Annotated in this window: 11 protein-coding genes; 9 read left to right on the plus strand and 2 right to left on the minus strand. The window is 57.4% G+C overall.

Features of this window, described 5'->3' with window-relative positions; all coding sequences use genetic code 11:
* Positions 1-130: 130 nt before the first annotated feature.
* Positions 131-808: a GntR family transcriptional regulator gene (locus M3P88_RS14960; RefSeq protein WP_249616794.1), complete on the plus strand. Its 678-nt coding sequence runs from the start codon at positions 131-133 to the stop codon at positions 806-808.
* 13 nt (positions 809-821) lie between these two features.
* Here the strand turns inward: M3P88_RS14960 and M3P88_RS14965 are convergent, their stop codons facing one another.
* Positions 822-2,027 carry an ABC transporter substrate-binding protein gene (locus M3P88_RS14965; RefSeq protein WP_502798964.1) on the minus strand — a complete coding sequence of 402 codons (1,206 nt, stop codon included), beginning with the start codon at positions 2,025-2,027 and terminating at the stop codon, positions 822-824.
* Between the two features lie 211 nt (positions 2,028-2,238).
* Between M3P88_RS14965 and M3P88_RS14970 the strand changes: the two genes are divergently transcribed.
* From M3P88_RS14970 to M3P88_RS15000, 7 genes are all read left to right on the plus strand, one after another.
* Positions 2,239-4,851, plus strand: a complete 2,613-nt coding sequence (locus M3P88_RS14970; RefSeq protein ID WP_249616796.1) for a PAS domain S-box protein — start codon at positions 2,239-2,241, stop codon at positions 4,849-4,851.
* Positions 4,833-5,444, plus strand: coding sequence for a response regulator transcription factor (locus M3P88_RS14975; RefSeq protein ID WP_249616797.1), 612 nt, complete (start codon positions 4,833-4,835; stop codon positions 5,442-5,444). Before M3P88_RS14970 ends, M3P88_RS14975 begins: the two co-directional genes overlap by 19 nt.
* 89 nt (positions 5,445-5,533) lie before the next feature.
* Positions 5,534-6,253 (plus strand): LPP20 family lipoprotein, encoded by a 720-nt coding sequence (locus M3P88_RS14980; RefSeq protein WP_249616798.1) that lies wholly within the window; start codon positions 5,534-5,536, stop codon positions 6,251-6,253.
* On the plus strand, positions 6,253-7,551 hold the full coding sequence (locus M3P88_RS14985) for a flagella assembly protein FlgT middle domain-containing protein (RefSeq protein ID WP_249616799.1): 1,299 nt from the start codon (positions 6,253-6,255) through the stop codon (positions 7,549-7,551). Before M3P88_RS14980 ends, M3P88_RS14985 begins: the two co-directional genes overlap by 1 nt.
* A gap of 101 nt (positions 7,552-7,652) precedes the next feature.
* Positions 7,653-8,645, plus strand: a complete 993-nt coding sequence (locus M3P88_RS14990; RefSeq protein WP_249616800.1) for an extracellular solute-binding protein — start codon at positions 7,653-7,655, stop codon at positions 8,643-8,645.
* Positions 8,646-8,753: 108 nt separating this feature from the next.
* Positions 8,754-10,373 (plus strand): ABC transporter permease, encoded by a 1,620-nt coding sequence (locus M3P88_RS14995; protein ID WP_249616801.1) that lies wholly within the window; start codon positions 8,754-8,756, stop codon positions 10,371-10,373.
* Position 10,374: 1 nt separating this feature from the next.
* On the plus strand, positions 10,375-11,421 hold the full coding sequence (locus tag M3P88_RS15000) for an ABC transporter ATP-binding protein (RefSeq protein ID WP_249616802.1): 1,047 nt from the start codon (positions 10,375-10,377) through the stop codon (positions 11,419-11,421).
* A gap of 233 nt (positions 11,422-11,654) precedes the next feature.
* Here M3P88_RS15000 and M3P88_RS15005 read toward each other — a convergent pair whose 3' ends face one another.
* A complete protein-coding gene (locus M3P88_RS15005; protein ID WP_249616803.1) occupies positions 11,655-12,515 on the minus strand; it encodes a serine hydrolase in 861 nt (286 codons plus the stop codon).
* Positions 12,516-12,628: 113 nt separating this feature from the next.
* Here M3P88_RS15005 and uvrB point away from each other — a divergent pair, with 113 nt between their 5' ends.
* The gene (uvrB, locus tag M3P88_RS15010; protein WP_249616804.1) at positions 12,629-14,641 is read left to right on the plus strand and encodes an excinuclease ABC subunit UvrB; all 2,013 of its coding nucleotides are present in this window, start codon (positions 12,629-12,631) and stop codon (positions 14,639-14,641) included.
* The last annotated feature ends 2 nt before the right edge of the window (positions 14,642-14,643 follow it).

Genomic DNA, 14,643 nt, shown 5'->3' on the forward strand with positions numbered 1-14,643 from the left:
TTTCCAAGCCAAATTTGTATATAACAGATCAGTTTAATGTTACGTCATAATTTGGCTTGTCACTTAGAGCAACAACCGTATAATCGTATGTAATATGCAGGTATGTGATAGCCCACCAGCCGGACAAATTATGACCACTTTGCAGCCGATCAAGCGTCAGACATTGACTAGTGCCGTTACCGAGTCCTTGCGCAAGCGCATTCTTTTGGGTGAGTTTGCTGATGGCCAACAATTGAGGCAGGAAGCCTTATCCAATGAGTACGGGGTTAGCCGTGTACCGGTGCGTGAGGCTTTACGCCAGTTGGAGGCTGAAGGCTTAATTCAGATTATCGACCACAAGGGCGCTCTGGTTTCCAAACTGTCGTTTGAGGATGTGCAGGAGTTGCTGGAAATTCGTGCCATGCTGGAAAGCAGTGTGCTGATGGCTTCCATTCCGCGCCAGACTCGGGAGGATCTGGATTTGGCCGAGCAGACGCTAAAGGAGTTTGAGTTGGCGCTTGCCGAGCACGATGTCAAACAGTGGGGTGAGCTGAATTCACGCTTCCATCTTGCCCTGTATCGTTCGGCTGACCGGCCCAATACCTTGTCGCTGATTGAGTCATTGCATAATAAAACGGATCGCTACACCCGGATGCAGATTCTGTTTACCCATACGATGGAGCAAGCGCATGCCGAGCATACCCGCTTGCTGCAGCTGTGCCGCAGCGGTGCGGCAAAAGAGGCCGGCGAATTTGTTCACTTCCATATTTTGTCTGCCGGCCGTGCCTTGGAAGCATATCTGAAAGGGCAAACTGCCGTCGCAGCATAATGCCAGCTACGGCTCAAGGCATGGCAGGCGCTGGCTTGGGCAGGGCACGCATGCGGTCTTGCGGATGAGCAAAGGTCACGCGGCCAATCCGGACGATGCCTATTAGCGGGACGCTATCGTCGATGGCCTCATGGTCATGGCGGGAGTAGGGGCGTTCATAGCGCGCGATCACGCCTTCTACAGGGTTTCTCAAGCCTTCCAGCGCCTGTACCAGTTTGACACCGCCTTCGCCTTGGCTCTCTCGCAGGCCTTGTGCCAGCAATAACATCCCATCGTAACCTTGTGCCACTGCGGATGGCGAGCGCATACGCTTGGTGTGAAAGCGTTGATAAAAGCGCTTGGCAAAGGCTTGCTGGCGGATTTCATGACTGTTTTCGATAAATGTTTGCACCATGCGGGTGCCTTCGGCATTTGGCCCCGCCTGATCGATGAAGTTGCTCATGGATAAGGTCCAGCTACCCATAATAGGGACGTGCCAGCCCATTTTCTTCATGCCGTTGGCAATAGCTGCCAGCGGGGAGCCTATGCCATAGGTGAGCAGCGTTTCGGCACCGGCCTCGCGACTGCGCATTAGTGCCAGATTAAGGTCTCGTTCGTTTTGGCCGAAGTTTTCTATATTAACCGGCTTTAATCCGCGCCGGGCCAATGCCTTGAGTAACTGGGCTTGGCCGTTACGTCCGTAGGGCGTGGTATCGGCAAAAATAGCCACCCGCCTGAGTCCATCACGGCGTACGGCTTCCTGCACAATCAGTTCTGCCTGCGTGTCGTCCGGAGCGGAAACGCGAAAAATATAATGAACCGGCGCTTGCTGATGGCGCTGCAAAATTTCGGGAGCGGTGGCGATGGTCACCATGACCGGCATGCGGGCCTGCTGGTAGATTCCTATGCTGGCAAGCACAACCGGTGTATTGACGAAGCCGATTACAGCATCCAGTTTTTGCTTGCTGGTAAATTCGTGTGCGATGCGAATGCCCCGTTCGTTCTGGCTGGCATCATCACGCTCGACCAGTTGCAGCATTCTGCCGCCAATTCCACCCTGACTATTAATTTCTTCTGTTGCCAGACGAATTCCTGCGCGCATGGATAAACCCATGGGCGACGAGTTGCCGGTAAATGCACCAGTGACACCAATGCGCAAAGGGGGCGGAGCGGGGGAGGCCGCTTGTGCGGTGCCGAGCAAGAACGGGAGCATGGCAAGGCATGCGCGCACAGTAGGCATTATGTGTTGCTCTTTAGTGTGTTTTATTTACATACAATAAATCGATAGACCATACGGTTTCAAGTTTAATGAATTAAATACAAAAAGCATTGCATGGCTTCACTCGGGTAGACTAGCGTCTTCTTTCGCTATTTTTGCTGTGGCTATGTTTTTGTTGCCCTGGTTTTCCCGTCAAACAAGTGGCCGCCGCCTGCCCCGCTGGTTGCGGCTGGTGCCCAATACCACCATTGTCTTGTTCTTTCTGATGATGCTGTTGGTGTGGTGGATGCTGGATGTGCGCGAAGCCGAGCAGCGTCAGGTCGAACTGGTTCGCGATGTGCAGTGGGCCGAGCAGACGATACAGTTGCGGCTGGAGGATGATGTGAGCCAGTTGGCCACACTGGTTTACGCCATCACGCATGAGGAGGTCGGGCGCGCCGATTTTGAACGTCAGGCTGCCGAATTGATGGCCAATGCGCCGGAAATCGTTCAGCTGACCCAATTTGATGCGCAGGGCCATTGGCTGGCCGGCACTGTTTTGCCCGAGCAGTTTTTGCCAAGGTTAAAGGGTAAGGAGCAGACCGGTTTATGGCCATCCTTATTGCTTGATGCGCGTCCTGTTTTCAGTCGGCCTTACAAGCTGGGCAACCAAAACTGGGCGTTTGCCTTGTTGTTGCCCATTCAGCGGCAAGACCGTTTTGCCGGTGCCGTGATGGCAGTGTTTGATGCGACGGCTTTTGTGCGCCATGTGCCGCCGGCCTGGTTTAGTGAAAAATATCAGCTGGCCTTGCAAGACCAATCGGGTGTAACGCTGGCGCGTAGCGCCGCATCTGCGCAGGAGTATGCCCGCTCTGCCGCCCGTTTGATTTTGCCGGGCACCGGCCTGGTTTTGCGTGCGCATCCCCTGGGGAGCCCTTTTTCTTCCGCCCTGACATTTCAACTGGCCCTGATCGGTGGCTTGGCCTTGTTGACACTGATCAGCCTGATTCTGTTGTCGCGCCATATCGGGCGCCGGATAGAGGCTGAGGATGACCGCAATATGGTTTATCAGATGTCTCAGGAAATGTTGGGGCTGATGCGTGCGGACATGACTTTGCTGGATGTCAATCCGGCCTTTTCTGCAGCACTGGGCTATAGCCAGGCGCAGCTGGTGGGGACGTCTTTGTTGAGTTATCTGGAGGAGGAGGCGCGCGAGCCGGGACGTGAGAAATTGTTGCGGATACTGGATGGCTCCGAGCCGGATATTTTGCTTGAAACCGGGCTGCTCGCGGCGGATGGTCGTGTGCGCTGGGTCTGTTGGGCCATCAGTCCGCTACGGGATCGCGGGCTGCTGTATATGTCTGGTCGTGATCTTAGCCATATCCGCCAGGTGGAGGCGGCCTTAAAGCAGGAGTCGGCTTATCGCAAGGCGATGGAAGATTCGCTTTCTGCGGGCGTTCGCGCCATCGATCTGGAAGCGCGTATCTTGCATGTCAATCCGGCGTTTTGCCGTATTACCGGCTATTCCGCCGAGGAGCTGGTGGGCTGTGTGCCGCCTTACCCTTACTGGCTCTCTGGCGATGAAGGCCGGCATTGTTACGAGACGCTTATTCTGGCGATGCAGGGGGCTTACAAAGAGGACGGCTACGAACAGGTTTACCGGCGCAAAAATGGCGAATTGTTTTATGGCCATTTATTGATGTCGCCATTGATTGATGAGTCCGGCAAACATAACGGCTGGATGGCCGCATTAACCGACGCCAGCGAACAGCAAGAGAGCAGGCAGCGCCTGATGGCTGCGCATGAACGCTTCGTCACCGTGGTGGAAGGCCTGAATGTGGCGGTGGCGGTGCATGATGCGGCCAGCCACGAACTGTACTTCTCCAACAGGCTGTACGAAGAGGGTATGGCTGGCGGCTTGGTGCCGGATGCGCCTTGCTGTGATGTCTTTTTATGGCGGCTGATTCAGACGCAGGGCGATTTTGATTTCGAGCTGCAGTTGGGCGCGGAGGGCGGTGCACGCTGCTTGGCCGTACGCCGGCGTATCGTGCGCTGGGTGAATGGTTGTGATGCCGAAATGATCTTGCTGGATGATATTACGGCCCAGCGTGAAGCAGAGCAGCGCTATCAGTCTCAGCTGATTCAGATGCAGGCGACCAGCCGTCTGGTGACCATGGGGGAGATGGCCTCCACTTTAGCGCATGAGTTGAATCAGCCATTGGCTGCGATTGCCAACTATCAGGCCGGCTGTGTGGCCCGTATTCGTCAGGGCAAGAGTTCTCCCGAGGCACTGTTGCCGGTGATGCAGAAGATTACCGAGCAGGCGGAGCGCGCCGGCAAGGTAGTGCGCCGTGTGCGCGAGTTCGTCAAACAGAGCGAGCCGGATCGCCGCGCTTGTCTATTGGCCGATATTATCGAGGCGACGCTGTCTATTGCCGATATCGAAGCCAGGCGCTTGGGGGCGGTGATTGAACTGCAACTGGCCGACGATCTGCCTGCCGTGTGGGCGGACCCCATCCTGATCGAGCAGGTTCTGCTTAATCTGATCAAAAATGGCATCGAAGCCATGCAGCAACTCGAGCGTTCGCAACGCGTGCTGACGATTACGACGCATCAACTGGATACAAGACAGATCAGGCTGGCCATTCGCGATCGCGGTCATGGTGTGCCCGAGTCGATACGCGGCCAGCTGTTTGATGCTTTTTTTACGACCAAGCCTGACGGAATGGGAATGGGTCTGAATATTTGCCGCTCCATTATCGAGATGCATCAGGGGCAATTACGGCTGGATGCGGCCAAGGAGGGGGGCAGCGTGTTTTCTATTACCTTGCCGGTAGCGGAGTCTGTATGTCTGAGCGAAGCATGAAAATCCATGTAGTAGACGATGATGATGCTTTTCGTGATTCCTTGTTGTGGCTGCTGGAAAGCCATGACTATCAGGTGGAAGGGCATGATAGCGCCGAGGCTTTCCTGATCGGGCGCACACGCGGGGAAGTGGCCTGTCTGATCGCCGATGTCAGGATGCCGGGCATGAATGGCTTGCTGCTATTGGGCGAATTGCAGCAGAGGGGGATTCACTGGCCGGTCATTTTTATGACCGGGCATGGTGATGTGCCCATGGCGGTACAGGCGCTGAGAAACGGTGCCCATGATTTTCTGGAAAAACCGTTTGACCAGCCTGCGCTGCTGGCTTCGCTGGATAGTGCATTGGCGGTTGCTCTGGATAGGCAAAGCAAGTTGCTGGCCTATGAGCGGGTCGCCGCGCGTTTGGCGCTGTTGACGCAGCGTGAGCGCGAAGTGCTCGACTTGGTGGTACAGGGCAAGATGAACAAGGTGATCGCTGACGACTTGGGCATCAGTATCAAAACAGTAGAGGTTCACCGCGGCAAGATGATGGATAAAATGCGTGCCCGTTCGGTGGTCGAACTGGTGCAGGCGCTGGTGAGTGTGCAGGAGTAGTGCGTTAAAACATGGCCGGTGCAAATTAAAGCATCCTGTTTCTTTGCCGATAAAGTAACATCTCTTGAAAATAATCGTGGGTATGCATAATGAGCATTTTCAAACCGAGTGCGGCGGTATTTTTGCTGCTTTCCTGTGCCGCGTGCGCTTCTCCGGCTAAAACCACTGCGGCGACGCCAGCGGGCTGGATGGTGGTGGCCGATGTGCCGGCGGCAACCGGGCGTATCGCGAATGCGCCGACCATGGGGCAAGGTGGTGTGGTGCTGGGTAGCGGCTACTCCGGTCCCGGGCAGGATCCTAAAGTCATCGTGCAGGAAAAAATCGTCGTCAAGCAGGCACCGGCACCACTTTATGATGCGCTGCGGGTGCGTGTCGTCGGCTATGGCGCGCCGCCCGTGACGCGTTCGGTATCGTCTGTTCAGCAGCGTTTGCTGGCCAAACGCGCGTCGCAGCTGGATGCTTACCGTAATATTGCCGAGCAGGTGCAGGGCTTTCGTTTGACCGGCAGCAGTGCGGTGTCGAACTTGGTCGCGGTCAATGATATTTTCCGCGTGTATGTGGATGCTTATCTGCGTGGTGTGCGCGTGATTTCAACGACGCTCAAGCCGGATGGCAGTGCCGAAACCGTCGCGGAGATCGTGCTGGACGAAGCATTCTACCAAGCCTATCGCACGGCCTTGGCGGGGCAGTCGCAGCAGGTGCAGCGCGCAGCCGAAGCGATGCCGCATGGCCCTGTGCCGGCTAAGTTGTCCAGTGCCTGCAGCGGCAAGAGCTGCACCTGGGACAATAATTTCTATATGGCGCAATAATGCGTGCTCGCCCGCGCTTTCTTGCCCTGTTGCTTGCCCTGTTGCTCGGGGTGAGCGGGGCTCGTGCCGAAGTTTATCAGGCAGAAGGCATGGCTTCGCTGGAGGGCGGGCGCACGGCTGCCCGCGAGCAGGCGATTGATGATGCGCTGGCGCAGATTGCCGTGTCACACCGCGGGCGCTTAGTTGGCGTGAGCGAGTGGGGGCCTGAGGGATTGGCGGAGTCTTCATTGCTGGGGCCACGGCGGGTGCCGGGGCGTATGAGTGTGATTTCCGAGCGTGAAGGCGAGCAGTTGCTGTATGTGACAGTGAGTCTGGACACCGGGCAAACCGCATCGGGGGAGGCTCCACCGGTGGCTAGGGTAGAGGTGCAAACCGCTCAAGATGGCTGTGCCGGCACCAGCCTGCCGCCGGGGCGCTTTCTAAAGCGCCGGGCGCTGACCAGCTTTTTTGCACTAAAGCATCCGCAGCAAAGTAGCGGGCTAGGTGAAGTTTCGTACTGGCTGCCCGGCGAGCTGGCGCGCCGATTGTCGCTGCAAAACAATGTGAGTGCCATGGACGGGGGGCGCTACACGCTGTTTGCCCCCGGGGTGCTGGATGAACCCTTATCCGGGCAAGATAGCGCCCGCGAGCTGGGCGCGCGTGAAGGCGCGCAGTTTATTGTGGCAGGCCAGGTGGTGGAGAGCCGGATCAGCCGTCAGGCGCCGCGGCTCTCTTTATTCGGTTCTGCCGATAGTACGCAAGCCAGTCTCGCCTATAACGGCCCGTTTGCCGGATTTTTGGGCGCCTCGGTGCGTGTTGCGCCGGTGGCGCGCGAGTTTGCCATGGATGTGTGGCTGTATGACGCGTTTACCGGTGCTTTGCTTGCGCGCGAGCGTTTAAGTGGAGAGGCGAGTGGTGATGTCGCGCCGTCTTCAGCGCGCAGCCTGACGCCTTATGCGCTGGCCGACAGCGATTATGGCCGCATGATTGATGGTCTGATTGATCAGGCTGTGCAGCGTTTGTCGGTCAATATGGGCTGTTTGCCGTTTACCACGCGCGTGGTGCGCGCAGAGGGCGGCAAGGTCTATCTGGGTGCAGGAGCGGTGGATGGTCTGGCCGTGGGCGACCGTTTGCTGGTTTACCGTCAGCAGCCGGATACGCAGATCCGTTCGGCCGCAGGCGAGGCTTTGGGGGTGCCTGAGGTTTTGCTGGGTGATATTTCCATTACCCAAGTGCAGCCCCGTATGTCCCTGGGCATCATGAATGGCGGTCGACAGGCGCAAACCGGCGATCTGGCACGCTTTCCGCGACGGCTTTAACCGGATTTAAAGCAAGGTAAAATATTACAGCTTGGTGTTGATAATTATTATCATTCACATTATTATCTCTGCATCACAACCAAGTCGTGCAGGAGAGTAGCTTGAACAAGATGCTGATGATGGGTGCCGTATTGGCATCGCTGTCTACATGGTCGCTGGCGGAAGAGCTGGTGGTATATGGTGCCCGTGGCGAGCAGCTGGTCAAGCCGCTATTTGATGCCTACCAGAAGGAAACCGGCGTCAATATCCGTTATGTGATGGACAAGGAAGGCCCGCTGATGGAACGGCTCAAGGCCGAGGGTAGCAACTCGCCGGCCGATATTCTGCTGACGGTAGATGCCGGTAACTTGTGGCAGGCATCGCAGATGGGCTTGCTCAAGCCTTATGCGTCCAAGACGATAGACGCCAACGTGCCTGCCCACCTGCGCGACCCGAAAAAAGAATGGACTGGCCTGTCTATTCGCGCCCGCACCATTTTCTACAATACGCAGAAGGTCAAGCCGGCACAATTGTCCAGCTATGAAGATCTGGCCGATCCGAAGTGGAAGGGCAAGCTGTGCCTGCGCACTTCCAAAAAGGTGTACAACCAGTCGCTGGTCGCCATGATGCTGGCCGAAAACGGCAAAGTAGCCACCGAGAAAACAGTTAAGGGCTGGGTGAATAATCTGGCGACCGATGTGTTCCCGGATGACACCAAAATGCTGGAAGCGATTGCGGCTGGCCAGTGTGATGTGGGTATTGCCAACACCTATTACTACGGCCGCCTGATGGAAAAGAGCCCGAACCTGCCATTGGGCGTGTTCTGGGCGAACCAAAAAGCCCGTGGTACGCATGTGAATATTTCGGGTGCCGGCCTGACGCGCTACACCAAGAAAGAACAGGCGGCGACCCGTTTGCTGGAGTGGCTGTCCTCGGATAAGGCGCAGAATATGTTTGCCGACGTGAATATGGAGTTCCCGGTGAACCCCAAGGTCAAGCCGGATGCCAAGGTGGCGGCATGGGGGCCGTTCAAGCAGAACGTGATCAATGTCTCCAACGCCGGTAGCCGCCAGACCGAAGCGGTGATGTTGATGGATCGTGCTGGCTATCGCTAAGCCGTTTAGCCGTGACTGACAAAAGCCGGGCCGCAAGGTTCGGCTTTTGTCTTGGATGGCCGGTATAATAGCGGCGACTCCTAAGCCCAACTAAAGATAGTTCCTGCCTTGCCTAAACTACCTGTCTTGCCCGGCCTTACGCGCTGGCGTGTCTTGCTGCTTTTGCTCAGCCTGCTGACTTTACTGCCGCTGGCGGTGATCATTCCGGCGGTTTTTAGTCCCGATCCGGCCATCTGGTCGCATCTGGTCGATTATCTGCTGCCGCAGCTGTTTCTCAATAGCGCTTATCTGATGCTGGGCGTGGGTAGCGGTGTGCTGCTGATCGGCGTGTCGCTCGCCTGGCTGGTCGCGGTATACGACTTTCCCGGGCGGCGCTTTTTCAACTGGGCGCTGATGCTGCCCCTGGCCATGCCGGCCTATGTGATGGGTTTTTCCCAATTAGGCTTGTTTGACTATACCGGCCCCTTGCAAAGCTGGTTGCGGGCAAGCTGGGGCGACTCGAGCTGGGTACCGTCCATACGCTCGACGCCGGGTGTGATTCTGGTGCTGACGCTGGCTTTTTATCCCTATGTCTATTTGCTGGCGCGTAATGCTTTTGCCACCCAGGGGCGGCGCGCACTCGAAGTGGGGCAGTCGCTGGGTTTGTCGCGGCTGCAAGGCTTCTGGCGCGTGGCCTTGCCGATGGCTCGGCCATGGATTATGGGCGGGCTGATGCTGGCGCTGATGGAAACGCTGGCAGACTTTGGCACGGTGTCGATTTTCAATTACGACGCCTTTACCTCGGCCATTTACAAGGCCTGGTTCAGTTTCTTCTCGCTGGATACCGCCAAACAACTGGCTTCCATGCTGGTGTTGATTGTGTTCGTGCTGGTCGTGCTGGAGCAGCGCGCCCGTGGCCGGCGTGCCTATACCCAAAGCGGCCGTGCCGCGCCCTTGCATCGCTTGCCCTTACAGGGCGCGCCTGCTGCCTTGGCGGTGCTGTTTGCCTCGCTAGTGTTGTTGCTGGCCTTTGTGTTGCCGTTTGGCCAGATCGTCTGGTGGTCTTACCAGAGTCTGGAGACCGAATTGAATAGCGACTTGTTGTCCTACAGCCTGCATTCGGTCGTCTTGTCGGCGCTGGCGGCGCTGCTGGTCTGCGCGGTTGCGCTCTTGCTGTCGTACGCGCAGCGGCGTGCGCCATCGCGCATCAACCAATTGCTGGCCCGTTTGGCCACCATGGGCTATGCCGTGCCGGGTACCGTGCTGGCGGTGGGCATTTTTGTGCCGGTGGCGTGGCTGGATAATGTGCTGCTGGGCCTGTTTGCCAGTGTGCTGCCGCAAGGCACCACGGCCATTTTGAAGGGTTCGATGCTGGTCTTGCTGCTGGCCTATCTTGCCCGTTTTCTGGCTGTCGGCCACACCTCGGTGGATGCTGCCATGCACCGCATTACCCGCTCGCAAGAAGAAGCTGCGCGCAATTTGGGCTGGTTTGGCTGGCGTCTGGTGACGCGTTTGCATCTGCCTTTATTGCGCGGCGGGCTGATGACGGCGCTGTTGATGGTATTTGTCGATGTAATGAAGGAAATGCCGATTACGCTGATGACCCGTCCGTTTGGTTGGGACACGCTCGCGGTGCGCATCTTTACCCTGACCACCGAGGGCGAGTGGGAGCGGGCCGCACTGCCTGCCGTCGCCATTGTTGTGGCCGGCTTGCTGCCGGTGATTCTGCTGTCGAAAGAGGAAAATTAATATGTCTGCCTTGCTTGAATTTTCCGCTGTATCACATGCTTACGGCACGCGCCGGGTCATCGATAGCATGAGTTTTTCGCTGCAGGATGGGGAAATCGGTTGCCTGTTGGGCGGCTCGGGCTGTGGCAAGACTACGGTCTTGCGCTGCATTGCCGGTTTTGAAACGCTGGGCGAGGGTGAAATCCGCTTAAGCGGGCGGGTGCTGGCGGATGCAGCCATGGCGGTGCCGGCCCACCAGCGCGAAATAGGCATGGTATTTCAGGACTATGCCTTGTTTCCCCATCTGACGGTCGAAGACAATATCGGTTTTGGCTTGTCGGCTTTGGCGCGGGGTGAGCGTAAATCGCGGGTTGGGGCGATGCTTGCCCTGGTCGGCCTGACCGCGTATGCCAAAAACTACCCGCATGAACTCTCCGGCGGCCAGCAACAAAGGGTCGCTCTGGCAAGGGCGCTGGCTACACGGCCGCGCCTGCTGCTGCTGGACGAGCCTTTTTCCAATCTGGACGTAGATTTGCGCGAACGCCTGAGCCGTGAAGTGCGCGATATTCTCAAACATGAGGGTGTGAGTGCGATTCTGGTCACGCATGACCAGCACGAGGCATTTGCCGTAGCCGACAAGGTGGGCGTAATGCAGGGGGGCGCTTTATTGCAGTGGGCGACGCCTTATCAGCTTTACCATGAGCCGGTTTCGCGTTATGTAGCCAATTTCATCGGTCAGGGTGTGCTGGTGCCCGGCAAGGTCAGCGGGCCGCGCTGTCTGGCGCTTGAGGTTGGCGAGTTCTGCGGTTTGCTGCCCTTGGGCTTTGCCTGCGGGGACACGGTTGACGTGCTGTTACGGCCGGATGATGTGGTGCATGACGACGCGAGCGAGCAGACCGCCGTGGTGATCGATAAAGTGTTCCGTGGGGCGGATTTTCATTACACCCTGGCCTTGCCTTCCGGCCAGCATGTATTGGCGCAGGTGGGCAGTCACCACAATCACGCCATCGGCGAGGCGATAGGCATCCGTCTGGAACTGGATCACCTGATTGCGTTTAAGAGGGAGTAGGGAGTAGGGAGTAGGGAGTAGGGATCGGGGAGCCGGGATTCGGGATTCGGGATTCGGGAGCCGTGGTGTTGACGTGAGCGAATTTGATCGAAACACTGAAATCCGAGTCCCGAGTCCCGAGTCCCGAGTCCCGAGTCCCGAGTCCCGAGTCCCGAGTCCCGAGTCCCGAGTCCCGAGTCCCGAGTCCCGAGTCCCGAGTCCCGAGTCCCGAGTCCCGAGTCCCGAGTCCCGTCTTAACCCGCCAGCCAATGCCCGGGCTGGGCTTCCAGCCAGGTGCGGATGTTTTTTGCGTCATTGGTGCGGGCGTTGCTGGCTTTGGAGTCCAGCAGCACGATGACCAGTTGCTGGCCACCGACGGTTGCGTACATGACCAGACAGCGACCGGCTTCCTGGATATAACCGGTCTTGGACAGGCCGATATCCCATTCCCCCTCGCGTACCAGCGCATTGCTGTTTTTGTAGTGCAGCATGCGCCCGGCGCGGGCGATGGTATCGTGTTCGGTCGAGGTGCTGAACTGGCGGATCAGCGGGTAGCCATGCGCCGCGCGCACCATGCGTGCCAGGTCTTGTGCCGTCGAGCTATTGCGCATATCCAGACCGGTCGGATCATAGAAGACGGTGTTGTTCATGCCCAGGGCGCGTGCCTTGCTGTTCATGCGTGCGACAAAGGCCTGGGTACCACCGGGGTAGTAGCGCGACAAGACATGCGAGGCGCGGTTTTCCGACGACATCAGCGCCAGCAGCAGCATTTCACGGCGCGACAAGGTGGTACCGACGGCAAGACGCGAGCTGGTATTTTTCAGCCTGTCGATTTCGGCTTCGGAAATTGTCAGCATATCGTCCAGCGGCTGGCCGGCATCCAGCATCACCATCGCCGTCATCAGCTTGGTGATGGACGCGATGGGGGTGCGCATGCCGGCATTTTTCTGATACAAGGCTTCGCCGGTACTGGTATTCAGGACAAGAACCGCGTTCGAGCTGAGCTGTGGTGCGCTCTGCTGGAAGGCAGCAAGGTGGTACACTGGCTGGGCCGCATGCACCATTGGGGGGAGGGCCAGCAGGCTTACGCTCAAGGCGGTGATGATTCTCAGCATCCCGTGAACTCCATATAAGGGTGTCTGAACAGATTCTGTGACGGCGATTTTAAACACAAAACTCCCGGATGTCGCTGTTGTTGCGGGAGTTTATCCAAGCGGATGTTTTCACTATGGTTGTCACCTTTCCCGGTAGTCCGTTTCGCCTGCACCAAAGCTTCGAACCGGCTGGAGATCAGCCGGCGGCGATTCGCGCGCTGGACGAGGGCTTGAGCGACGGACTGTCCTACCAGACCCTGCTTGGGGTGACCGGCTCGGGCAAGACTTTTACCATGGCCAACGTGATTGCCCGCACCGGACGTGCCGCCATCATTATGGCGCACAACAAGACGCTGGCTGCCCAGTTGTATAGCGAGATGCGCGAGTTTTTTCCCGAAAACGCGGTCGAGTATTTCGTGTCCTACTACGACTACTACCAGCCTGAGGCCTATGTGCCCAGTCGCGACCTGTTTATCGAGAAAGACTCCAGCATCAACGAGCATATCGAGCAAATGCGCTTGTCGGCGACCAAAAGCATACTCGAGCGTCCGGACTGCATCATTATTGCTACGGTGTCGGCTATTTACGGTATTGGCGACCCGGCATCCTACCACCAGATGATTCTGCACCTGAAAGAGGGCGAACGTCTGGCGCAGCGCGAGATTATCGCGCGTCTGGTCGCCATGCAGTACGAGCGCAACGATGTTGATTTTTCTCGCGGCACTTTCCGTGTGCGTGGCGATGTAATCGATATTTTTCCGGCCGAATCGGCCGAGCTTGCGCTCAGGGTCTCGCTATTCGATGACGAGCTGGAGACCTTAACGCTGTTTGACCCGCTGACCGGCGTGACGCGCCAGCGCGTCGGGCGCTTTACCGTGTTTCCATCCAGCCACTATGTCACGCCGCGCGACAAGGTCTTGACCGCCTGTGAAAAGATCAAGCTGGAGCTGGCCGAGCGGGTGGCGTGGTATCAAAAGGAAGGCAAGCTGGTTGAGGCGCAGCGCATCGAGCAGCGCACCCGTTTCGATCTGGAAATGTTGTACGAGATGGGCTTTTGCAAGGGCATTGAAAACTATTCGCGCTTGTTTTCCGGGCGCGGCTCAGGCGAGGCGCCGCCGACGCTGATCGACTATCTGCCGAAGAATGCGCTGATGTTTATCGACGAGAGTCACGTCACCATTCCACAGATTGGCGCCATGTATAAAGGCGATGCGGCGCGCAAGTCGAATCTGATCGAGTACGGCTTTCGCCTGCCTTCGGCGGCGGACAACCGGCCGTTGAAGTTTCCCGAGTTCGAGCAACTGATGCCGCAAACCGTATTTGTTTCGGCAACGCCTTCGCTGTACGAGAAAGAACATGCCGGGCAGGTGGTCGAGCAGGTGGTACGCCCGACCGGTCTGACCGACCCCGAAATCGAGGTGCGTCCGGTCGCAACCCAGGTGGATGATTTGCTATCGGAAATCACGCTGCGTGTTGGGCGGAATGAGCGGGTGCTGGTGACTACGCTGACCAAGCGCATGGCCGAGCAGCTGACCGATTACTATACGGAGCATGGCGTCAAGGTACGCTATCTGCATTCGGACATCGATACGGTCGAGCGGGTCGAGATTCTGCGCGACTTGCGTCTGGGTATGTTCGATGTACTGGTGGGCATTAACCTGCTGCGCGAGGGATTGGATATTCCCGAAGTGAGTCTGGTGGGTATTTTGGATGCGGACAAAGAAGGGTTTTTGCGTAGCGAACGCAGCCTGATCCAAACCATAGGCCGTGCTGCGCGCAACCTGCATGGCCGTGCCATCCTTTACGCCGATCGAATTACCGACAGTATGCGCCGGGCGATGGATGAAACCGAGCGGCGCCGTGCCAAGCAGATCGCTTTCAACCTCGAACATGGCATTACCCCTAAAGGGATAGACAAGAAGATCAAGGATCTGATTGATGGCGTCTATTCCAAGGCGGCGGATAAGCAGCACCTTGTTGATGAGGCAAGGGTCGCGATGATGGACGAAAAAACGCTGGCGCGTGAGATTAAGCGTTTGGAAAAAGAGATGCTGGCCGCGGCCCGTAATCTTGAATTCGAAAAAGCAGCCTCACTGCGCGACGAGTTGAAATCACTCAAAGAGCTGGCGTTTATCAATGATCTGTAGGG

This window comes from Craterilacuibacter sp. RT1T (assembly GCF_023502145.1).
Taxonomy (GTDB): domain Bacteria; phylum Pseudomonadota; class Gammaproteobacteria; order Burkholderiales; family Chromobacteriaceae; genus Craterilacuibacter.

Excerpts from the sequence above, each read along its gene's own strand:
- M3P88_RS14960 (WP_249616794.1), top strand. The coding sequence starts at position 131 with ATGACCACTTTGCAGCCGATCAAGCGTCAGACATTGACTAGTGCCGTT.
- M3P88_RS14965 (WP_502798964.1), bottom strand. The coding sequence starts at position 2,027 with ATGCCTACTGTGCGCGCATGCCTTGCCATGCTCCCGTTCTTGCTCGGC.
- M3P88_RS14975 (WP_249616797.1), top strand. The coding sequence starts at position 4,833 with ATGTCTGAGCGAAGCATGAAAATCCATGTAGTAGACGATGATGATGCT.
- M3P88_RS14980 (WP_249616798.1), top strand. The coding sequence starts at position 5,534 with ATGAGCATTTTCAAACCGAGTGCGGCGGTATTTTTGCTGCTTTCCTGT.
- M3P88_RS14985 (WP_249616799.1), top strand. The coding sequence starts at position 6,253 with ATGCGTGCTCGCCCGCGCTTTCTTGCCCTGTTGCTTGCCCTGTTGCTC.
- M3P88_RS15000 (WP_249616802.1), top strand. The coding sequence starts at position 10,375 with ATGTCTGCCTTGCTTGAATTTTCCGCTGTATCACATGCTTACGGCACG.
- M3P88_RS15005 (WP_249616803.1), bottom strand. The coding sequence starts at position 12,515 with ATGCTGAGAATCATCACCGCCTTGAGCGTAAGCCTGCTGGCCCTCCCC.
- uvrB (WP_249616804.1), top strand. The coding sequence starts at position 12,629 with ATGGTTGTCACCTTTCCCGGTAGTCCGTTTCGCCTGCACCAAAGCTTC.